This is a genomic window from Mycolicibacterium moriokaense, assembly GCF_010726085.1.
In the GTDB taxonomy this organism is placed as follows: Bacteria; Actinomycetota; Actinomycetes; order Mycobacteriales; family Mycobacteriaceae; genus Mycobacterium; species Mycobacterium moriokaense.
On the sequence record NZ_AP022560.1, the window covers coordinates 1,196,078 to 1,216,852 of the forward strand.

The window sequence follows — 20,775 nt, forward strand, 5'->3', positions numbered from 1 at the left end:
AAGGGGGTAGGCCGTGAGCATCAAATCCCTTGGCTACCTGCGTATCGAGGCCACCGACGTCGGTGCGTGGCGCGAGTTCGGGTTGAAGGTGCTCGGCATGATCGAGGGCTCCGGGGCGACCGACGGTGCGTTGTACTTGAGGATGGACGAGTTCCCCGCGCGCCTGGTCATCGTCCCGGGAGAGCACGACCGGCTGCTGCAGTCCGGCTGGGAAACGACCAATGCCGCTGCGCTGCAGGACATCCGCAACAGGCTCGACGTCCAAGGCACACCGTACAAGGAGGCGACGGCCGCCGAACTCGCCGAACGCCGGGTCGACGAGATGATCACGTTCGACGACCCGTCGGGCAACACCCTCGAGGTCTTCCACGGCGCCGCGCTGGAACACCGCCGCGTCGTCAGCCCGTACGGCCACAAGTTCGTCACCGAGGAGCAGGGCCTCGGCCACGTGGTGCTTACCACGCGCGACGATGCCGAGACGCTGCACTTCTATCGTGACGTGCTCGGGTTTCACCTACGGGATTCCATGCGCCTGCCACCACAACTCGTGGGCCGACCCGCCGACGGTCCTCCCGCGTGGCTGCGTTTCCTCGGCGTGAATCCGCGTCATCACAGCCTGGCGTTCATGCCCGGTGAGACTCCCAGCGGCATCGTGCATCTGATGGTCGAGGTCGGCGAGGCCGACGACGTCGGGCTGTGCCTGGACCGTGCGCTGCGCCGCAAGGTCCCGATGTCCGCCACTCTCGGCCGCCACGTGAACGACAAGATGCTGTCGTTCTACATGAAGACCCCGGGCGGGTTCGACGTCGAATTCGGCTGCGAGGGCCTGCAGGTCGACGACGACGATTCCTGGGTCGCCAGGGAGAGCACCGCGGTCAGCCTGTGGGGCCACGACTTCAGCATCGGCTTCAAGTAGTGCCTGACCCGATCGACCCCCGCACATTCAGAAATGTGCTGGGGCAGTTCTGCACCGGCATCACCGTGATCACCACGGTGCATGACGGGGAGCCGGTCGGTTTCGCATGCCAGTCGTTCGCCGCGTTGTCGCTCGAACCGCCGCTGGTGCTGTTCTGCCCGACAAAGGTGTCACGGTCATGGAAGGCCATCGAGGCCAGCGGCCGCTTCTGCGTGAACGTGCTGCACGAGAAGCAGAAGGATGTCTCGGCGCGCTTCGGCTCCAAGGAGCCCGACAAGTTCGCCGAAATCGACTGGCATCCATCGAAACTTGGATCACCGATTATCGAGGACACGCTGGCGCATATCGATTGCACCGTCCATTCGGTGCACGACGGCGGCGATCATCTGGTCGTCTTCGGTGCCGTGCACTCGCTATCGGACGTGCCGCACAAGAAGCCGCGACCGCTGCTGTTCTATCGGGGCAATTACACGGGCATCGAGCCCGACAAGACGACGCCCGCGCACTGGCGCGATGACCTGGAGGCGTTCCTGACTGCCACCACGGACGACACCTGGCTCTAGATGCAGCCCGCCGAGCACGGATCGAGCGGCGGCAACGTGTCGGGCGCCGGTGCGTTCGGATCCACCGGGTACTGCTGGGTGAGATCCACGTCCTGCTCGAGATCCGGAGCCATCGGAATGATGTTGCAGATGAAGCTGAGCGCGAGGTCGCACGGAGGGCGGCCGGGCTGCGCGCCTGCGGGGGCGGCGAGTGCCACCGCCGCGCCACACATGGCTACGGCCGCAATGATCGCCTTTTTCAACACCGGCTCACTTTAGCGCGCTGCGGAATCGATGAAATCGACAATCGTCTGCGCCACCTCTCGGTGCATCGTGTCGTTGAGGATGTCGTGGCGCCCGCCTGCGAACTCCACGATCTGCAGCGGTTCGATCTGCTCGGCGTAGGCCTTGACGGCACCTATCGGCGCGATCGGATCGTTGACGCCGTGCACCGCCAGCGTCGACACCGACAGCTTCGGTAACTCCGCGCCGAACCTGTCCCAGGCCCAGTCGAGCTCACGTGAGAGAGGCGCGCCGTCGGCATCGACAAAGGCCAGCGGGTCGTTCTCGAGCGAGTCGAGGTAGAAGGGGTCCGCGGAGAGCCAGCGCGGGTCGAGGTCGAACGCGCTGTCGGCGTCGAGCAGTTCCGGGATCGGCACCAGGGGAGCACCGGAGATGATCCCGGCACGGTAGCGGTCGGGCTTCTCGAGCAGCCGGAACAGCGTGACCACCGCGCCGAACGAATGTCCCTGGGCGATCAGCGGCAACCCGGGCCGCTCGGCTTCGGCCAGCTCGGTCAGAAAGTCGGCGAGTGCGGAGCTGTCGGCGATCGACCCGAAGTCGCCGCGGGTGCCCGGGCTGAGTCCGTGCCCGAACTGGTCGACCATCCACAGGTCGATGCCCGCGGCGTTGAGTGCGAAGCCGTAGCGGTGATAGATCCCGGTGTGCTCGCCGAAGCCGTGCAGAAAGATGACGGCCGCGCGCGGCTCGGCGGCGGCCCAGTGCCGGAAATACACGCGGCCCTTCGGATGGTCTATGAACGGCATGCCCAAGCCTGTCTCAGCGGCGCGATTCTGCCAAGCGTCGATCACTTTCTGCCAGCGGAATTAATGCGCTGACCAGTCTGTTTAGACCGTCAGACCGGCACGAGAAGAGCCGCCGGAGGAGCAAGAAGAAGAGGGAACGACGATGAAGAGGTTCGGGATCGTCACAGTCGTTGCAAGCGGTTTGGCCGCCGCTTTGATCGGTTTGGCCGGCCCCGCCCAGGCGGACAGCGAGCACCACGTATGGCTCGATCGGATCAGCCCCACGGTCAACGTCCCGCACGTGGACACCACGGTGCACCAGAGCCGCTGATACAACGACAGAAAAGGGCACTCACTGCGGTGGGTGCCCTTTTGCGTGTGCTCCCAGCAGCGCTTCGCGCTGGTCGCCCATGCGCTCCTCGATAGCCGCCACCACCGCCGCGACCTCGGGTCTGCGCAGTGTCTCGGCGCGGGCGACCAGCCAGTAGGTCAACTGGACCGATACCTCGTCGGGCAGCACCCGGACCAGATCGTCGTGCCGGTCGGCCATGAAACACGGCAGCAGACCGATACCCGCCGCGGCGCGCGTTGCCTCGACATGTACGAAGACGTTGGTAGAGGTGACGGATTCGCGCATGGGCGGGGCGAAGTCGGTCGCCGAATCTAGGTCGTCGACCTGAAGCATCGAGTCGATGAAGTAGACCAACGGATAGCGGGCAAGGTCGGCGATGTTCGTCGGCGTTCCGTTCTCGGCCAGGTATTGGCGCGTCGCGTAGAGGCCGAGGCAATAGTCGCCAAGTCGGATCGCCTTGGCGCGGTGCACTTTCGGCTCGCCGACCACCACTTCGATGTCCAGCCCGGACCGTTGCTGAGTGGCGCGCCGTGTCGCGGTGACGATCTCGACGGCGACTTTCGGATGGGTCTTCTGCACCTGTGCGGCCGCGGGCGCGGCGATGTACGCGGAGAACCCGTCGGTTGCCGATATCCGGACCACCCCCTCGAGTGCGGGCTGGCCTTCGGTATGGACGGTCAACGATCGCACGGCCGATTCGACGGCCTCGGCGGCCGACAGTGCCTCACGCCCGAGGTCGGTGAGCTCCCATCCGCCGGCGACGCGGGATAGCACCCGTCCGCCGATCGACTGCTCCAGCGCGGCGATGCGCCGCGAAATCGTAGTGTGGTTGAGGCCGAGCTCCTCCGCGGCGATGTTGTAGCGGCCGGACCGGCCGACGGCCAGCAACACGAGCAGGTCGTCGGCGCTGGGTCGGCGCCCCGAAGGTAACGCGGGCAACGGCATATCTGCATTTTTGCAGATAAGTCCTGCAGTTTTGGTCATTGCAGGTGCGGGTATCTGCAGGAATACTCACAGTCGTCTGTGCGGTGCGGCACAATTTAGGGAGCGTGCGATGACGGTTCACAACGATCCGACAGCAAGTGATCCAGCCCCAGTCCCGACCGGCCTCAAACGTGTGGTTGTGGCATCGATGGCTGGGACCGTCGTCGAGTGGTACGAGTTCTTCCTCTACGGCACCGCCGCGACTCTGGTGTTCAACAAGATCTTTTTCGCGCAGAGCGACAGCGTCTACGGCGCCATCTTCGCCGCGTTCCTGACGTACGCGGTCGGCTTCGTCGCCCGCCCGCTCGGTGGTGTGGTCTTCGGTCACTTCGGCGACAAGTTCGGCCGCAAGAAGCTGTTGCAGTTCGCGATCCTGCTCGTCGGTGTCGTGACGTTCCTGATGGGCTGTTTGCCGACCTACAACCAGATCGGGATCTGGGCGCCGACACTATTGATCGTCCTTCGTTTCCTGCAGGGCTTTGCGGTGGGTGGCGAATGGGGCGGCGCCATCCTCCTGGTGGCCGAACACAGCCCGAACTCCAGCCGGGCCTTTTGGGCGAGTTGGCCCCAGGCCGCGGTCCCCGTCGGCAACATGCTCGCCACCGTTGTCCTGTGGGTGCTGACCGCAACGCTGTCGGAAGCGGACTTCCTGTCGTGGGGTTGGCGAGTCGCGTTCTGGCTGTCCGCAGTGGTGGTGCTGATCGGCTATTACATCCGGACGAAGGTCAGCGACGCGCCGATATTCCTTGAGGCACAACAGGAGATCGAGCGGGTCAAGGCCGTGTCATACGGCGTCATCGAGGTACTCAAGCGGTATCCGCGCGGCGTGTTCACCGCGATGGGACTGCGCTTCGCCGAGAACATCATGTACTACCTCGTCGTCATCGTGTCGATCACATATCTCAAGGTGCAGGTCGGTGTCGACACCAGTGCGATCCTGCGATACATGCTCGCCGCACACGCCGTGCACTTCGTGGTGATTCCGCTTGTCGGCAAGCTGGCCGACCGGTACGGACGCAGGCCCGTCTACTTCGTCGGCACCGTATTGGCGGCCACGTGGGGATTCTTCGCGTTCCCGATGATGGACACCGCGAACTACATGCTCATCATCACCGCCATCGTCATCGGTCTGGTCATCCATGCGCTGATGTACGCACCGCAGCCGGCGATCATGGCGGAGATGTTCCCGACCCGCATGCGGTATTCCGGTGTGTCCCTTGGCTATCAGGTCACGTCGATCGTGGCGGGCTCGGCGGCACCGGCGATTGCGGTGAAGCTGCTCGAGATCTACGACTCGTGGGTGCCGATCGCGATCTACCTCGCGGGCGCCGCGGCGATCACGCTGGTGGCGGTGCTGTACATGCGCGAGAGCAAGGGCGTCGACCTGAAGACCATCGATGACACCGACCGTGAGGAACTCGCGAAAGCGGGCGTCGTATGAACGATCTCGCCGGGCGCACCGCGCTTGTCACCGGCGGTGCGAGTGGTATCGGCGCAGCCTGTGCACGCGAGCTGGCCGCACGGGGTGCGGTGGTCACCGTCGCGGACCGGGACGACGTCAGCGCCAAGGCGGTGGCAGACGACGTCGGCGGAAAGGCCTGGGCCATCGACCTTTCCGATGTCGCAGCGCTGGAGGATCTGCAGCTCGAAGCCGACATCCTGGTCAACAACGCCGGGGTGCAGCATGTCAGCCCGATACCCGACTTCCCGCCGGACCGCTTCCGCCACCTGATGACGCTGATGGTCGAATCACCGTTCCTGCTGATCCGCGCCGCATTGCCGCATATGTACGGGCAGGACTTCGGCCGCATCATCAACATCTCGTCGGTGCACGGCATCAGGGCATCGGAGTACAAGGTCGCCTACGTGACCGCCAAGCATGCGCTCGAAGGCCTTTCGAAAGTCACCGCTCTGGAGGGAGCGTCGCACAACGTAACGAGTAACTGTGTCAACCCCGGCTATGTGCGAACACCATTGGTGACCAAGCAGATCGCCGATCAAGCAAAGGTGCACGGCATCGCGGAAGATAAGGTGGTGACCGATATTCTGCTGAAGGAGAGTGCCATCAAACGTCTGGTGGAACCCGAAGAAGTGGCCGCCCTGGTGGGCTGGCTGGCTTCACCCAAGGCGGGAATGGTGACGGGGGCGTCGTACACGATGGATGGAGGCTGGAGCGCACGATGACCGCTGCCGCACCGCAATGGGTGCCGACGGATGAGGATGTGGCCAATGCGCGAGTGACCGACTTCGCGCGCTTCGTGGCCGAACACGCGGGCGTGACCACCACCGACTACACGTCACTGTGGCAGTGGTCGGTCGACGATCCCGATGCGTTCTGGGCCGCCCTATGGGACTACTTCGAGCTCGGCGATCGTGGTGAGCGGGTCCTCGAGAACGAGACGATGCCTGGGGCGCAGTGGTTTCCAGGCGTCACGCTGAACTACGTGGACCAGGTGATCCGGAACGCCCGGACAGATCGGCCGGCGATCATCGACGTCGCGGAGGACGGCACGGTCACAGAACTGTCTTGGGGCGAATTGCTCGGACGCACGGCAGCATTCGCCGACAGGTTGCGCTCTCATGGTGTGGGAGTGGGTGATCGGGTCGTCGGATACCTGCCCAATGTCCCCGAAGCGGTGATTGCCTTTCTGGCGACCGCGAGCATCGGCGCGATTTGGAGTGCGTGTGGCCAGGACTACTCGGCGAAGGCCGCGCTGGACCGGCTGGGGCAACTCGAGCCGGTGGTGCTGGTGACCGCCGAGGGTTATCAGTTCGGCGGCAAGACCTTCGACAAGCGGGAGGATATCGAGGCTCTGCGCGCGGGACTGCCGACGCTGAAGGCGACGGTGCTGGCCTCCGAGCTCACGGAAAGCGGCGGGAAGCTCGCGACGGTGCCCGTCGACTTCGCCCATCCGCTGTGGATCCTGTACTCGTCCGGGACGACGGGTAAGCCCAAGGGGATCGTGCACGGACATGGCGGCGTCGTACTCGAACACTTAAAAGCCATAGCACTGCAATCGGATATCGGTCCTGGGGATACATTCTTCTGGTACACGAGCCCCAGCTGGATGATGTGGAACTTCCAGGTCGCCGGGCTGTTGGTGGGTGCGACGATCGTCTGCTACTCGGGCAGTCCCAGCGCTGGTCGGCCCGATGCGTTGTGGGACATCGCCGCCCGGCTTCGTGCGACGGTGCTCGGTACCAGTCCGGGATATGTGCTCGGCTGCGCAAAGGCAGGTTGTGTTCCGCGTACGGATCACGATCTGTCGGCTTTGAAGACGGTTGGCATTACTGGGTCGTCGCTGCCGCCGTCATCGTCATTGTGGTTGCGCGACAACGTCGGTGAACAAGTCCAGGTGTCGTCGATCAGCGGTGGCACCGATGTGGTGTCGGCGTTCATCGGCGGTGTGCGGACGGTGCCGGTGTGGCCGGGTGAGCTGTCGGCGCCGTATCTGGGTGTCGCACTGGACGCCTGGGATGAGTCGGGGAATCCGGTGCGCGGTGAGGTCGGCGAGTTGGTCATCACCAACCCGATGCCGTCGATGCCGATCGGCTTCTGGAACGACGCCGATGGATCGCGCTATCGCAGTGCATATTTCGAAATGTTCCCCGGGGTGTGGCGACACGGGGACTGGATCACGATCACCGATCACGGCAGCATCATCGTGCACGGACGTTCAGATTCGACGCTGAACCGGCACGGTATCCGGATGGGTAGCGCCGATATCTACCAGGCGGTGGAACGGCTGCCGGAGGTCGCCGAGGCGTTGGTCATCGGGTGTGAGCAGGAGGACGGCGGATATTGGATGCCGTTGTTCGTGGTGCTCGCCGAGGGAGCCGCACTCGACGAAGACCTCCGCGAACGAATCAAGAAGACGATTCGCGACGAGGTGTCACCGCGACACGTTCCCGACGAAATCATCGAGGCTCCCGGGGTGCCGCATACGCGGACCGGCAAGAAGCTCGAGGTGCCGATCAAGAAGTTGTTCGGCGGCGCGGATGCCGCGAAGGTGGTGGAGCGCACCGCCGTCGACGATCCCGCGCTGCTGGATTGGTACGCCAACCTCAAGCGCTGACTCGTCAGTTTTCCGACCGGATGATGTGGTCGTCGGCGTCGTCAACAATGGGCGGAACGGTTGTGATCATTTGAGTTGTCCTTCGTGAGTTGGTGAATCCGAAGCTACGGATGTGCCTTGGAAGTTCCTTGGCGATTTTCAAGCTACGGACCCGCGGGCGCGGTGGCTCGCTTGTGCGCACTAGTCGCGAAGTGAGCGATAGAGCCTGTTTTGCGCTTTGTGCTCACTTGTCGGTGCTGGAGTCTAGGGTCGAATGTATGTTCGAGTCAAAGTTCGTCGACGCTGATGATGCGGCGGTGGTCGCCGCGATCGAGGACTGTGCACGAGCGGAGGCGGTGGCGGGGGCGCGTCGGTTGGCCGCGATCGCTGAACTGATGCGTCGCCGCGTGCTCGATGAGGATGAGGACGAGCGGTCGCGGTGGGTCTGTGATGGGTGGGACTCGGTGGTGGCCGAGGTGGCGGCGGCGTTACGGCTGAGTCGACGGAAGGCGTCGGGTCAGATGCATATCGCGCGGGCGTTGCGTGATCATTTGCCGACGGTGGCGGCGCTGTTTGACCGTGGTGAGCTCAGTGCGCGGGTGGTCGGGGCGATTACCTGGCGCACCCAGTTCGTGACCGACGAGCCGGTGTGGGCGGCCATCGATTCTGAGATCGCCGCGCGGGCCGTGACGTGGGGTCCGTTCTCCGACGACAAGCTGGTCTCGGTGATCGACGCGGTGCTCTATGAGTTCGACCGCGATGCCGTCATTGAGGCCAAGACCGCGACCCGCAGCCGCGATTTCTGCATTGGTGAGCTCGAGGACGAGAACGGGGTGACCTCGGTGCGGGGCCGGCTGCGCGCCGCCGATGCCGCGGTGCTCAAGAAGAAGGTGGCCGCGATGGTCGCCACGGTGTGCGACGACGATCCCCGCTCGATGGCCGAGCGTCGCGCTGATGCGGTGGGGGCGTTGAGCAACGGCAACGATCACCTGCCGTGTCTGTGTGAGACACCGGGCTGCCCGGCCCGCGCGGGACAGCCCGCGCCGAAGTCGGCGATAGTGGTCAACGTCTACACCGACCAAACCACCCTCGACACCGTGCACACCCGCCACCAATCGGCCACACCGCAGTCCCGTGCGCCCCGGTCACCCGCGCCGTCGTTGCCGGTGTCGGCGGGGATGGCGGTGTTGTCGGGTACTGAGGTGATGCCCACGCCGTTGCTGGCCGAGTTGTTGCGCAACGGGGCCAAGCTGCGGCCGTTGTGCACCCAAGAGGTGGAGAATGAACCCGAATCCGGGTATCGGCCGTCGGCGAAGCTGGCACGGTTTGTTCGGGGTCGAGATTTGACCTGTCGTTTTCCGGGGTGCACCGCGCCTGCGGAGTTCTGCGATGAGCTTGTCAAGATTTCTGTGTAGGTGGCTGGTTTACAGGTAGGGGTTGATTCGTTCGGGGTAGGTCAGGGCCAGTGCGCCTAGTGCTTGTTTCCAGCCGTTGGTGCGTGCTCCCTCGACGAGGCGCTTGGTGCGTGAGCGGTCTCCGGTCTTGAGTGGGTCGTCGTAGAACTTCTGGCGTTCTCGAGCGCGTTTGTCCTCGATGTTGCAGATCGCCAGCCACAGCAGCTTGACCGCGGCCTGATCACTGGGAAAGTGTCCGCGGTTCTTGATGATCTTGCGTAACTGGTAGTTCAGCGATTCGATCGCGTTGGTGGTGTAGATGATTCGCCGCAGATCTGGCGGGAACGCCAAGAACGGGATGAACCGCTCCCAGGCATTACGCCAGGCGATCACTGTCGTCGGATTCGACTGTCCCAGAGCCGAATTAGCGAACTCCTCGAACGCCTCGGCTGCCGCGTCGGCGGTGGGAGCGGTGTAGATGGTCTTCAGTGCCGCCGCGATCTCCTTGCGCTTTCCGTAGGAGACAAACCGCATGGAATTGCGGATCAGATGCACCACGCAGGTCTGCACAGTGGCCTGCGGCCACGTCGCCTCGACAGCCTCGGCGAACCCATTCAACCCGTCGGTGCACACGATCAGGATGTCCTTGACCCCACGATTGGCCAGCTCGGCACAGACCCCGGCCCAGAACTTCGCGCCTTCGTTGGCCGTCACCCAGATCCCCAGCACGTGGCGGATGCCATCGAGATCGACACCCACGGCGATGTGGGCGGCGCGGTTCTTGACCTGGTGACCGTCACGGATCTTGATCACCAGCGCGTCGAGATAGACGATCGGATAGAGCTCCTCCAGCGGCCGTTTCTGCCACTGAATGACCTCCTCGAGCACTGCATCGGTGATCTTGGAGACCGTCTCGTGGGAAAGCTCGGTGCCGATCGTGGTGGCCAGATGATGCTGAATATCGCGGATCGTCATCCCGCCGGCGTAAAGCGAGATGATCATGTCGTCCAGACCGCCCAGGCGCCGTGCCCCCTTAGGGACCAGCGTCGGGTGAAGCTCCGTCGCGATCGCGCGGGATCGCTAACCCGACGTCACCGACCTCGCTGGCCACGGTCTTAGGTGTGAACCCGTTACGAGCATTGGGTAGTTCACGCCCGACCGGATCACCCTTCTCATAACCCAGGTGGTCAGTGAGCTCAGCGGCCAACCCGCGCTCCAGAACGGCTTTGACCATCTCGGGCAGAAACCCGCCCTCACCGGTCAACTGCAACTGACCGGCATCGATCTTGGCTAACACATCATCCAACACACCCGCAGACTTCAACGCCTCCATGGCATCAGCGCCCGACATCGGCTCGTCAGTGGTCACATCCATCGATACTGCTCCAATTCATCAGGAGCCACAGCTACACAAAACATCTGACACGCCCGATCGGGCCTACGCACCCCTCGAATCTGGCCTGTCTGTGTCGAAAACATCACCACCTCAAGACGTTTTGGGCTGGTGACTGGGAACTGAAACTGCTGCCCGACGGTGTGGCGGTGTGGACGTCGCCGACCGGCCGAACATATAAGACGTATTCGGGATGTCGAAGTTACTTTCCCGATGGGACACAAATACCGGCGACCTGCCGCCGGCGTCGTCAACGCAACCACCAACCGCCGACCGGGGTGTGATGATGCCCCGACGCCGACGCACCCGTTCCCAGGACCGCGCCGCCTACATCAAAGCCGAACGCGAACGCAACAAGATCGCACACAGCCGGTACCAAGCTGTCTCACCAGACGACCCCGACCCACCGCCGTTCTAGGTGATCCAGTCGCCGATGCGGCGTACGGCCTCCTCGATATCGTGCGACGGTCCTGCGAAGGAAAGTCGGACGAACGAACCGCCGCTCACCGTGTCGAAGTCGATACCCGGCGCGATTGCAACACCGGTGTCGGCCAGCAGCTTTGAGCAGAACGACAACGAATCGGTCGTCAGGTGCGATACGTCGGCGTACACGTAGAACGCGCCGTCCGTAGGCGCCAGCTTTTCGATGCCGATTCGCGGAAGACCATCCAGCAGCAGTTGCCGGTTACCTACGTACTGGTGCAACAGTGCATCGGCCTCCGCGACGGACTCCGGTGCGAATGCGGCGATCGCGGCCATCTGCGACAGCGTCGGCGGGCAGATGGTGAAGTTACTTGTCAGGCGGGCGACAGCGTCCTGCAGTTCCTGCGGTACCAGCAGCCACCCCAGCCGCCAGCCCGTCATCGCGAAATACTTCGAAAAGCTGTTCACCACAACCGATTCTCGCGACGTCTCCCACGCGCAACTGGTCGCAGGCGCTCCCTCGTACACCAAGCCGTGGTACACCTCGTCGCTGATCAACCGCACACCCGACGACTCGCACCACGACGCGATCGCAGCGAGTTCGTAGGGTGGGATCACCGTGCCCGTCGGGTTGGCAGGGCTTGCGACGACGACTCCCTGCACCGGCGGATCAATTTCGGCGAGCATCTCGACCGTCGGCTGGAACCGAGTCTGCGGTCCGCACGGGATCTCCACGACCTCGCATCCCAGCGCCGTAAGAATATTGCGGTAGCAGGGATAACCCGGGCGCGCGATCGCCACCCGATCGCCGGCATCGAAGCAGGCAAGAAACGTCAACAGGAACCCACCGCTCGAACCTGTCGTGATCACGACGTCTTGCGGATCCACCGCCAGCGCGTGTCGACTCCGATACGACTCGGCAATCGTGGCCCGCAACTCCGGAATGCCGAGCGACACGGAATAGCCGAGCACGGTTCCTTCCAGCGCCGCCCTCGCCGCCGCACGCACCGCCTGCGGAGCCCCCGCACTCGGCTGGCCAGCCGACAGATTGACCAGATCCCCGTGACTGCGCTGACGCTCCGTCGCCGCCAACCACACATCCATCACATAGAACGGCGGGATGCCCGCACGCAACGCGACGCCGCTCATCACACACCGACCGGTAGCTGATCGAGATCGTGGAAGAACGGATGCACGTCGGCGTAGTAGTACGGCTTGAGGGCGCCCTGTATGCCGGTCCAGTCAGGCTCCCACGCCACCAACGCGTCGAGATCCTTCCGCGCAATCACCACAGGTGGTTTGCAGTTGTCATATTGGCCGATGACCCTTGTGGTCTCGGCGTTTTCCGGGGTTGATCGCCACACGTCATGGAGCACCATCGTCGTCCGGACATGTCCGCCGACGACCGAGTCGAACTGCCCCTGCCACGCCGCGACCGCGACGAAATGCAGGAACGTGGCCCACGTCTTCCCCAACCGCGTCAACAGGATCGCGGGCGCGATGTAACTCGACGTGCACGACGTGTTGATGTAGCCGTAGTCCGTGCCTGCCGACTCCTCCAGCTTCGTTGCGGTGTCCGGCTGGCGTGCGGCCAGCGTTTCGTCGATACCGGCCGCGCTCAGAATCGTCTTCCACGGCTCGTCGCAGGCGGGCAGTCCCAGGTTCTCATCCAAGACGAAGCTCAGCATTGCGGCGAGCCTACGTCGGAACTGGGACGGCCGCGGCCACTTACCTGCCAGAATCCTCGAATGGACGGTTCGTGGGAATCGCGTGTGGTCAGCGTTGCGGGCATCCGCAGCCCGGTGCGGATCGGCGGCCCCGAATCGGGCGAGCCCGTCCTCTTCGTCCACGGCAACAACGCCGGCGCCGACTGGGGTCCATTGATGACTCCGGTCGCCGAGTTCGCCCGCGTCATCGCGCCCGAACTCCCGGGGTTCGGCAGCGCCGACAAACCCGCCGAATGGGGCTACACCGTCGCGCATTACGCCACGCACCTCGACGGTGTGCTCAGCCAGCTCGAGACGCGGCCGGTGCACCTCGTGGCGCACGACTTCGGCGGGCCCTTTGCGCTCGCATGGGCGGCCGACCACCTCGACCGGACCGCCAGCATCACCCTGATCAACACTCCGCGACGCATCAACCACACCGCCGCGAAGATCTGGCGCACCCCGATCCTCGGCGAGCTCTCCGCGCTCACCGCCAACGTCCCGCTGACCCGGGCGCTGCTGAAACGTTCCGATCCCGGGCTGCCCGACGAGCACCGGGATCGGATCGTCGAACACGTTTTGGTTCCAGGCACCGAACGCGCCGTCATCGAGCTGTATCGCGCCACCGGCGAGCACGCGATCGAGGTCTACGTCGACCGCCTCGCGGAGTTCACCGGCGACGTGCTGATCATCTGGGGCGACAGTGACGCCTACATCGCGCCGGAACAGGCCGATGAACAACGCCAGATCTTCCGCAATGCACGCGTGGAAGTCGTTGTGGGCGTGGGCCATTGGCCGTGGTTGGAGCAACCCGACGTGGTGGTCGGCCACCTGACCAACTTCCTGCGCCGCTAGAGCACTTCCGACTCGAGCCGACGCAGATGTTCGCGCGGCGGCCCGAGCAGCTGCGCGCTGCCGTGCGCGCGTTTGAAATAGAGCTGGATGTCGTGCTCCCAGGTGATCGCGATACCACCGTGCATCTGCACCGCCTCGGCGGCGACCTTCGAGAACGCCTCGCACGCCGTGAAGCGTGCCAGCGCAGCCGACGTCGCCGAGGGTTCGGCGATGGCGTCGTTGACCACCGCACGCGCCGACTGCACCGCGACGTACAGATCGGCCATCCGATGCTTGAGCGCCTGGAAGCTACCGACCGGGCGACCGAACTGCACCCTCTCCTTTGTGTACGCCACAGTGAGATCGAGGCACCGCGTTGCCGCCCCGATCTGCTCGGCGGCCAACAGGATCGCGGCCGTGTCGGCGATGCCAGGGTCGGCACCGATATCCGTGCCCTCCTGCGGCTCGACGCGCGCGAGCCGACGCGTGAGGTCCATGGTGTCGACGCGATGTGCGGCGAACTGTGGCAGCCGCTTGAGCCGCTGACCGTCGGCGGCGATCGCGATATCGGCGACGTCGCCGTTGATCACGAAGTCCCGGTCGAAGACAACGGTGCCGATCTTGGTGCCCGCCGCCAGCTCCTCGAGAGCCTCGGCGTCCGGCTCGTCTGCCGCAAGCAGCGCCAGCTCGGCGAGCGTCGTACCGAGCAGTGGCGTCGGCACCAACGCTTTACCGAGCTCTTCTAGGACGACGGCCGCGTCGGCGAGCTCACCGCCGGCTCCGCCCAGCTCCTCGGGTACGACGAGTGCGGCGGCACCCACCTGCTCGCACAACAAGTTCCACAGCGATTCGTCGTAGCCCCGTTCGGATTCCATCGCCGAGCGCACCGCGGCGGGAGGTGCATGCTTCTCGACCAGCGCGGCGACCGTGCTCCGCAGCAGTTCCCGTTCTTCGCTCACAATGCCTCCAGAAGCCGTCGCCGATGAAGCGCCGGATCGCCCCACGCCGAGCGCAACGCCTGCACCCGCAACAACCACAGCGACATGTCGTGCTCTTGTGTGAAACCGATGGCACCGTGTGTCTGCAGCGCCGACCGCGCCGCCAGCAGCGCGGCGTCGGACGCGGCCACCTTCGCGGCGCTGACGTCCCTGGCGGTATCGGTCGACTCGTCGGCCACCGCCAGCGCCGCCCCGTACACGAGCGGTCGGGCGAGCTCGAGCGCGATGTGCACGTCGGCAAGCTTGTGCTTGATCGCCTGATACGTGCCGATCACCTTGCCGAACTGGCTGCGCTGCTTGGCGTACTCGACCGACATGTCGAGCAGCGTCTGACCCAGGCCGACCAGTTGGGCCGACGTCGCCAGCACACCGAACTCGTATGCGCGCGCCACGTCGGCGGCGCGGCCCGCGCCGGAAGCGTTGACGTCGAACAGTTTCCGGCTGGGATCGACCGACTCCACCGGCGCGGCCGCAGCGCCGTCACGGACCTCGCCGTTGTCGGTCACCAGGATGAGTCCGGCTGTATCGGCGTCGACCGCGCGCGGTACCTGTGGAGGCATCGAGGCGGTCGCGATCAACTCGCCCGACGCCAGTCCCGCGCTGCGCTCGTCGTCGGCCAGCAGAACCGGTGCCACCGCGATGGATTCGGTCACCGGGCCAGGGACGCACCACCGGCCCAGCCGCTCCGCGGCCACCACCAGATCGACGGGATGTGCCTCGATCCCGTCGTATTTCTCGGGAACGGCCAGTGCGGTCACGCCGAGGTCGGCAAGCTGCGCCCACACCTTGCGGCCGGGTGCGGTGTCGCCGGCGGCCCACGCCCGAATCGCCGCGGGTAGGTCGGCCGCTCCGAGCGCGGCATCGATGCTAGCCGCGAAATCGCGCTGCTGTTCGTCAAGTTCGAAATACATGTGTCTACTTCCGCGGCAGGCCCAATAGGCGCTCGGCGATGATATTGCGCTGAATTTCGTTGGTGCCTGCGTAGATCGGGCCACCCAGTGCGAACAGCAGGCCGTCCGTCCACGAGTCGACGACTTCGGCATCCGGTCCGCGCATGTCGAGTGCGGTCTGGTGGATGGCCACGTCGAGCTCCGACCAGAACACCTTGGTCACCGACGATTCGGCGCCCAGCTCACCGCCCGCGCTCACCCTGGTCACCGTGCCGAACGTGTGCAGACGATACGCCTGCGCCTTGATCCAGGCATCGGCGACCCGGTCGGCGTAGACGGGATCGGGGTTGGCTTTCCATTGCGCGACAAGGCGTTCAGCGGGCGCGAGGAATCGTGCCGGGCTGCGCAGGGACATACCGCGTTCATTGCTCGACGTGCTCATCGCGGCGCGCCAGCCCTCGTGCACCTCGCCGATCACGTCGTTGTCGGGGACGAACACGTCGTCGAGGAAGATCTCCCCGAACCCGGTGTCACCACCCAGCTGCGCGATCGGGCGGACCGTCACGCCGTCCGCCTTGAGGTCGAACATGAAGTACGTGAGACCACGGTGGCGCTCAGCCTCGGGATCCGAACGGAAAAGCCCGAATGCCCGCTCGCCGAACGGCGCCCGCGAACTCCAGATCTTCTGGCCGTTGAGCAGCCAGCCGCCCTCGGTCTTGGTCGCGGTGGACCGCAGCGACGCCAGGTCGCTGCCGGACTCCGGTTCCGACCACGCCTGCGCCCAGATCTCCTCGCCGCTGGCCATTTTCGGCAGCACCCGGTCGAGCTGCTCCTCGGTGCCGTGCGCGAACAGCGTCGGCGCGAGCATCGACGTGCCGTTGGCACTCGCCCGTCCGGGGGCGCCCGCGCGGAAGTACTCCTCCTCGAAGACGACCCACTGCAACAGCGATGCGTCGCGGCCACCGTACCTCTCCGGCCACGTGATCACCGACAGGCCCGCGTCGAAAAGCACCTTGTCCCAACGGCGGTGCTGTTCAAACCCCTCGGCGGTGTCATAGGACTTCGTCGGGAAGGAGTCCTTGTTGGCCGCCAGGAATTCGCGCACCTCGGCCTGGAACGCCAGCGTGTCGTCGTCGAAGTTCAGATCCATGGAAACTACCGAGTCCTTTCCCGTAGCAGCGGCTTGACCACCTTGCCGCCCGGATTTCGCGGCAGCACGTCGAGGAACTCCACCGATCGCGGCGCCTTGAAGTTCGCTAAATGCTCACGCGTGTAGGCGATCACCTTCTCCTCGTCCAGCTGTGCGCCGGGTTTGAGGACTATGAAAGCCTTACCGACCTCGCCGAGGCGTTCGTCGGGCACCCCTATGACGGCCGACTCGGCCACACCGTCGAGCCGGGCCAGGACCTGTTCGATCTCGGCGGGATAGACGTTGAAGCCGCCACAGATGTACATGTCCTTCAGTCGGTCGGTGATCACCAGGTTGCCGCGTTCGTCCAAGCGGCCGACGTCGCCGGTGTGCAGCCAGCCCTCAGAGTCGATGGCCGCCGCGGTGGCCTCGGGATCGTCGAGGTAGCCCAGCATGACGTTCGGCCCGCGCAGCAGCACCTCACCTTGGTCCCCGATGCGCAGTTCGAAGTCGGCGATCGGACGCCCGCATGTCGTCGCGACGGTGACCGCGTCGTCGTCGGCGCGGCACATCGTGCCGAACCCGCTCGCCTCGGTCAGGCCGTACGCGGTCAGCACGATGTCGATGTCGAGCTCGGTCTGCATGCGTTCGATCAGCACCACCGGGACGGTTGCGGCACCGGTGACGGCGAACCGCAGCGAGGTCAGGTCGTAGTCGCCGCGCTTCGGATGATCCAGCAGCGTCTGGTAGATCGTCGGCGGTCCGGGGAGCACGGTGATCTTGTGCTCGGCCACCGCGGCCATCGCCTGCTCGGGGTCGAACGTCAGCTGCGGGATCAGCGTCGCGCCGGTCTGCAGGCAGGCCAGGATGCCGGCCTTGTAGCCGAAGTTATGGAAGAACGGGTTGATGCACAGGTAGCGGTCCGCGCTGGTGAGCTGCCCGCAGGCAGCCCACGCCGCGGGGGCGTCGAGCGACTGGCGATGTGCGCACAGCGCGCCCTTGCTGCGGCCGGTGGTGCCGGACGTGAACAGGATGTCGGAGACGTCGTCGGGCGTGACGGCTGCGGCGCGGGCGTCGACGGCGGCGAGGTCGGTCCCGCGGGCGACGAACTCGTCCCAGGTGCCGTCATCCTTCTCGACCGGAATTCGGATGATGTGCCGCAGGTCGGGCAGCGCGCCGCGGTCGATCGATGCGGCCTTGTCGACGCCGAGGAACTCGCCGGACGCGAACAGCAGGGGAGCACCGGTGCGGGACAGGATGTCGGCCGCCTCGCTGGCGGTGTAGCGGGTGTTCAGCGGCACCACCACACCACCGGCGTGGTGCGTGGCCAGGCAGGCGACCACCCAGTGCCAGGTGTTGGGCGACCAGATCGCGACCCGGTCTCCGGCCTGCACGCCTAGGTCGATCATGGCTGCGGCGGCCCGCCGCACCTCGGCGCGCAACTGGGCATACGTCAGCCGACGATCCTCGGTGACCAGGGCGTCGTGATCGGAGTATTGGTCGGCAATCCGGTCCAAGACCTGCGGAATCGTCCGCGAGCCGTCCGTCATCGATGCTCCTCTAACAAAGCAAGTGCTTGGTAGGTTAGCCTACAGGGGTGATAGAGGTCGAGGAGTTCCGGGCTGAGGTCCGCGACTGGCTCGCCGCCAACCTCGTCGGCGAATTCGCTGCGATCAAGGGCCTCGGCGGGCCGGGCAACGACAACGTGGCCTTCGAGGAACGGCTGGCGTGGAACCGGCATCTCGCAGCGGCCGGCTACACCTGTCTCGGGTGGCCGGAGGAACACGGTGGCCGCGGCCTGTCCGTCGCACACCGCGTCGCGTTCTATGAGGAGTACGCACTCGCCAACGCCCCGGCAAAGGTCAACCACTTCGGCGAGGAGCTGCTCGGGCCGACGCTGATCGCCTTCGGCACAGACGAGCAGAAGAAGCGGTTTCTGCCCAAGATCCTCGACCTGACCGAGCTGTGGTGCCAGGGCTACTCCGAACCCGGTGCAGGCAGTGACCTCGCCAACGTGTCGACGACCGCCGAGCTGGACGGCGATCAGTGGGTGATCAACGGGCAGAAGGTGTGGACGTCGCTGGCGCACTGGGCGCAGTGGTGTTTCGTCGTGGCCCGCACCGAGAAGGGGTCCAAGCGTCACGCCGGGCTGTCGTATCTGCTGGTGCCGCTGGACCAGCCGGGTGTCCAGGTGCGGCCCATCGTCCAGTTGACGGGCGACTCGGAGTTCAACGAGGTGTTCTTCGACGACGCGCGGACCGACGCCGATCTGGTTGTCGGCGAGCCGGGTGACGGCTGGCGCGTCGCGATGGGGACGCTGACGTTTGAACGTGGTGTTTCGACGCTCGGACAGCAGATCGAGTACGCCCGCGAGCTTTCCGGTGTCGCCGAACTTGCCAAGCGCAACGGCGCCGCCGACGATCCGCTGATCCGGGAGCGGCTGGCGCGGTCCTGGGTCGGGCTGCGCACGATGCGGTCCTACGCGTTGGCGACCATGGATGTCGAACAGCCTGGACAGGACAACGTATCGAAACTGTTGTGGGCCAACTGGCATCGCGAATTGGGCGAGATCGCCATGGAGGTGCTCGGCCGAGACGGCCTGACCCTGACCGACGGCGAGTTCGACGAATGGCAGCGACTGTATCTGTTCTCGAGGGCGGACACGATCTACGGCGGCTCCAACGAGATTCAGCGCAACATCATCGCCGAGCGTGTGCTCGGCTTACCCCGGGAGCTAAAGGGATGAATCTGGCCGAAGCGCCCAAAGAGATTGACGGGCACGGACTTCTGACCGGCAAGGTGGTCGTGGTGACGGCCGCCGCCGGCACCGGCATCGGCTCGGCGGTGGCGCGACGCGCGCTGGCCGAGGGGGCCGACGTCGTGGTGTCCGACCACCATGAGCGGAGGCTCGGGGAAACCCGTGACCAGTTGACCGAGCTCGGCCTCGGCCGGGTCGAGAGCGTGGTGTGCGACGTGACGTCCACCGCGCAGGTCGATGCGCTGATATCGTCGACGACCGCGCGGATGGGGCGACTCGACGTGCTGGTCAACAACGCCGGTCTTGGCGGCCAGACCCCGGTCATCGACATGACCGACGAGGAGTGGGACCGCGTTCTCAACGTGACGCTGACGTCGGTGATGCGTGCGACGCGTGCGGCGCTGCGGTATTTCCGGGACGCCGATCACGGCGGCGTCATTGTCAACAACGCGAGCGTCCTGGGCTGGCGGGCACAGCATTCGCAGTCGCACTATGCCGCGGCCAAGGCGGGGGTGATGGCGCTGACACGTTGCAGCGCAATCGAAGCCGTCGAATACGGGGTGCGGATCAACGCGGTGTCTCCGAGCATCGCCCGGCACAAGTTCCTGGAGAAGACCAGCAGCTCCGAACTGCTCGACCGGCTCTCTGAGGGTGAGGCCTTCGGCCGTGCCGCCGAACCATGGGAGGTCGCCGCCACCATCGCCTTCCTCGCCAGCGACTACTCCAGTTACCTGACCGGAGAAGTCATTTCAGTGTCGAGTCAACGCGCATGACCTCGCCCGCGGCCGGTCAGCCGGCAACCCGGCGCGACGAGCTTCTCGAGCTCGCCGCGACGATGTTCGCCGAGCGCGGGCTGCGGGCGACGACCGTACGCGATATCGCGGACTCGGCGGGAATCCTGTCCGGCAGTCTCTACCACCACTTCTCGTCGAAGGAGGAGATGGTCGACGAGGTGCTGCGCGGGTTCCTCGACTGGCTCTTCGAACGCTACGAGCAGATCGTCGCGACCGAACCGAACCCGATGGAACGGCTCAAGGGTCTGTTCATGGCGTCGTTCGAAGCGATCGAACACCGGCACGCGCAGGTCGTGATCTATCAGGACGAGGCCAAGCGCCTCGCCAGCCAGGGGCGGTTCGCCTACGTGGAGGAGCGCAACCAGGAGCAGCGCAAGATGTGGTTGGACCTGCTCAACCAGGGCGTCGAGGAGGGCTATTTCCGGCCCGACATCGACGTCGACCTGGTCTACCGGTTCATCCGCGACACCACATGGGTTTCGGTCCGCTGGTACCAGCCGGGCGGACCGCTCACGGCCGAAGAGGTCGGAAGACAGTACCTAGCCATCGTTCTCGGCGGTATCACCAAAGAAGGAGTCTGAG

21 protein-coding genes and 1 pseudogene are annotated in these 20,775 nt (G+C 65.2%); 12 read left to right on the top strand and 10 right to left on the bottom strand.

All coding sequences use genetic code 11. The features are described 5' to 3' along the window. Positions 1 to 13 precede the first annotated feature (13 nt). Positions 14 to 916 carry an iron-dependent extradiol dioxygenase HsaC gene (gene hsaC, locus G6N43_RS05780; protein WP_083155042.1) on the top strand — a complete coding sequence of 301 codons (903 nt, stop codon included), beginning with the start codon at positions 14 to 16 and terminating at the stop codon, positions 914 to 916. Next, positions 916 to 1,479, top strand: a complete 564-nt coding sequence (gene hsaB, locus G6N43_RS05785; RefSeq protein ID WP_083155040.1) for a 3-hydroxy-9,10-secoandrosta-1,3,5(10)-triene-9,17-dione monooxygenase reductase subunit — start codon at positions 916 to 918, stop codon at positions 1,477 to 1,479. Before hsaC ends, hsaB begins: the two co-directional genes overlap by 1 nt. Here the strand turns inward: hsaB and G6N43_RS05790 are convergent. Together G6N43_RS05790 and G6N43_RS05795 are read right to left on the bottom strand one after the other, a co-directional pair. Beyond that, entirely contained in the window at positions 1,476 to 1,724 is a 249-nt protein-coding gene (locus G6N43_RS05790) for a fibronectin-binding protein (protein ID WP_083155038.1), read from the bottom strand. The genes hsaB and G6N43_RS05790 overlap by 4 nt on opposite strands. A 9-nt stretch (positions 1,725 to 1,733) precedes the next feature. Continuing rightward, on the bottom strand, positions 1,734 to 2,504 hold the full coding sequence (locus G6N43_RS05795) for an alpha/beta hydrolase (protein WP_083155385.1): 771 nt from the start codon (positions 2,502 to 2,504) through the stop codon (positions 1,734 to 1,736). A 142-nt stretch (positions 2,505 to 2,646) separates the two neighbouring features. Between G6N43_RS05795 and G6N43_RS30385 the strand changes: the two genes are divergently transcribed. Continuing rightward, positions 2,647 to 2,814 (top strand): hypothetical protein, encoded by a 168-nt coding sequence (locus G6N43_RS30385; protein WP_165761889.1) that lies wholly within the window; start codon positions 2,647 to 2,649, stop codon positions 2,812 to 2,814. Positions 2,815 to 2,835: 21 nt separating this feature from the next. Here G6N43_RS30385 and G6N43_RS05800 read toward each other — a convergent pair whose 3' ends face one another. Beyond that, positions 2,836 to 3,780, bottom strand: coding sequence for a LysR family transcriptional regulator (locus G6N43_RS05800; RefSeq protein ID WP_179967973.1), 945 nt, complete (start codon positions 3,778 to 3,780; stop codon positions 2,836 to 2,838). A gap of 109 nt (positions 3,781 to 3,889) precedes the next feature. On the opposite strand from G6N43_RS05800, the gene G6N43_RS05805 reads away from it, so the two are divergent. The 4 genes from G6N43_RS05805 to G6N43_RS05820 all read left to right on the top strand — a co-directional run bounded on the left by G6N43_RS05805 (position 3,890) and on the right by G6N43_RS05820 (position 9,289). Continuing rightward, the gene (locus tag G6N43_RS05805) at positions 3,890 to 5,260 is read left to right on the top strand and encodes an MFS transporter (protein ID WP_083155035.1); all 1,371 of its coding nucleotides are present in this window, start codon (positions 3,890 to 3,892) and stop codon (positions 5,258 to 5,260) included. Further along, the gene (locus tag G6N43_RS05810) at positions 5,257 to 6,003 is read left to right on the top strand and encodes a 3-hydroxybutyrate dehydrogenase (protein ID WP_083155033.1); all 747 of its coding nucleotides are present in this window, start codon (positions 5,257 to 5,259) and stop codon (positions 6,001 to 6,003) included. The genes G6N43_RS05805 and G6N43_RS05810 overlap by 4 nt, the downstream gene beginning before the upstream one ends. Continuing rightward, on the top strand, positions 6,000 to 7,895 hold the full coding sequence (locus G6N43_RS05815; RefSeq protein ID WP_083155031.1) for an acetoacetate--CoA ligase: 1,896 nt from the start codon (positions 6,000 to 6,002) through the stop codon (positions 7,893 to 7,895). Before G6N43_RS05810 ends, G6N43_RS05815 begins: the two co-directional genes overlap by 4 nt. 257 nt (positions 7,896 to 8,152) lie before the next feature. After that, positions 8,153 to 9,289, top strand: a complete 1,137-nt coding sequence (locus G6N43_RS05820) for a DUF222 domain-containing protein (RefSeq protein ID WP_083155029.1) — start codon at positions 8,153 to 8,155, stop codon at positions 9,287 to 9,289. A gap of 9 nt (positions 9,290 to 9,298) precedes the next feature. Here the strand turns inward: G6N43_RS05820 and G6N43_RS05825 are convergent. Next, positions 9,299 to 10,687: pseudogene (locus G6N43_RS05825) on the bottom strand (IS256 family transposase). Positions 10,688 to 10,947: 260 nt separating this feature from the next. On the opposite strand from G6N43_RS05825, the gene G6N43_RS30840 reads away from it, so the two are divergent. Then, the gene (locus tag G6N43_RS30840) at positions 10,948 to 11,079 is read left to right on the top strand and encodes a hypothetical protein (RefSeq protein ID WP_272937669.1); all 132 of its coding nucleotides are present in this window, start codon (positions 10,948 to 10,950) and stop codon (positions 11,077 to 11,079) included. On the opposite strand, the gene G6N43_RS05835 is transcribed toward G6N43_RS30840, so the two are convergent. Both G6N43_RS05835 and G6N43_RS05840 read right to left on the bottom strand, forming a co-directional pair. Beyond that, the gene (locus tag G6N43_RS05835) at positions 11,076 to 12,233 is read right to left on the bottom strand and encodes a pyridoxal phosphate-dependent aminotransferase (protein WP_083156719.1); all 1,158 of its coding nucleotides are present in this window, start codon (positions 12,231 to 12,233) and stop codon (positions 11,076 to 11,078) included. The two genes, G6N43_RS30840 and G6N43_RS05835, sit on opposite strands and share 4 nt — an antisense overlap. Next, positions 12,233 to 12,772 (bottom strand): PhnD/SsuA/transferrin family substrate-binding protein, encoded by a 540-nt coding sequence (locus G6N43_RS05840; RefSeq protein WP_083156718.1) that lies wholly within the window; start codon positions 12,770 to 12,772, stop codon positions 12,233 to 12,235. The genes G6N43_RS05835 and G6N43_RS05840 overlap by 1 nt, the downstream gene beginning before the upstream one ends. Before the next feature lie 60 nt (positions 12,773 to 12,832). On the opposite strand from G6N43_RS05840, the gene G6N43_RS05845 reads away from it, so the two are divergent. After that, positions 12,833 to 13,645, top strand: coding sequence for an alpha/beta fold hydrolase (locus G6N43_RS05845; protein ID WP_083156717.1), 813 nt, complete (start codon positions 12,833 to 12,835; stop codon positions 13,643 to 13,645). Here the strand turns inward: G6N43_RS05845 and ipdE2 are convergent. Genes ipdE2 through fadD3 form a run of 4 tightly spaced genes read right to left on the bottom strand, consistent with a single transcriptional unit; the run spans position 13,642 to position 18,191 of the window. Beyond that, complete coding sequence (gene ipdE2 / locus G6N43_RS05850) at positions 13,642 to 14,583, bottom strand: acyl-CoA dehydrogenase IpdE2 (RefSeq protein WP_083156716.1); 942 nt, start codon at positions 14,581 to 14,583, stop codon at positions 13,642 to 13,644. The two genes, G6N43_RS05845 and ipdE2, sit on opposite strands and share 4 nt — an antisense overlap. Beyond that, positions 14,580 to 15,533, bottom strand: coding sequence for an acyl-CoA dehydrogenase family protein (locus tag G6N43_RS05855; RefSeq protein WP_083156715.1), 954 nt, complete (start codon positions 15,531 to 15,533; stop codon positions 14,580 to 14,582). Before G6N43_RS05855 ends, ipdE2 begins: the two co-directional genes overlap by 4 nt. A 4-nt stretch (positions 15,534 to 15,537) precedes the next feature. Continuing rightward, a complete protein-coding gene (locus tag G6N43_RS05860) occupies positions 15,538 to 16,662 on the bottom strand; it encodes an acyl-CoA dehydrogenase family protein (RefSeq protein WP_083156714.1) in 1,125 nt (374 codons plus the stop codon). Positions 16,663 to 16,667: 5 nt separating this feature from the next. Next, positions 16,668 to 18,191: a 3-((3aS,4S,7aS)-7a-methyl-1,5-dioxo-octahydro-1H-inden-4-yl)propanoate--CoA ligase FadD3 gene (gene fadD3, locus G6N43_RS05865; RefSeq protein WP_083156713.1), complete on the bottom strand. Its 1,524-nt coding sequence runs from the start codon at positions 18,189 to 18,191 to the stop codon at positions 16,668 to 16,670. A gap of 47 nt (positions 18,192 to 18,238) precedes the next feature. Between fadD3 and ipdE1 the strand changes: the two genes are divergently transcribed. The 3 genes from ipdE1 to kstR2 are packed head-to-tail and all read left to right on the top strand — an operon-like array spanning position 18,239 to position 20,774. After that, positions 18,239 to 19,387, top strand: a complete 1,149-nt coding sequence (ipdE1, locus tag G6N43_RS05870; RefSeq protein ID WP_083156712.1) for an acyl-CoA dehydrogenase IpdE1 — start codon at positions 18,239 to 18,241, stop codon at positions 19,385 to 19,387. Next, positions 19,384 to 20,172: a (5R,7aS)-5-hydroxy-7a-methyl-1-oxo-2,3,5,6,7,7a-hexahydro-1H-indene-carboxyl-CoA reductase gene (gene ipdF, locus G6N43_RS05875; RefSeq protein ID WP_083156711.1), complete on the top strand. Its 789-nt coding sequence runs from the start codon at positions 19,384 to 19,386 to the stop codon at positions 20,170 to 20,172. Before ipdE1 ends, ipdF begins: the two co-directional genes overlap by 4 nt. Then, positions 20,169 to 20,774: a TetR family transcriptional regulator KstR2 gene (gene kstR2 / locus G6N43_RS05880; RefSeq protein WP_083156710.1), complete on the top strand. Its 606-nt coding sequence runs from the start codon at positions 20,169 to 20,171 to the stop codon at positions 20,772 to 20,774. Before ipdF ends, kstR2 begins: the two co-directional genes overlap by 4 nt. The last annotated feature ends 1 nt before the right edge of the window (position 20,775 follow it).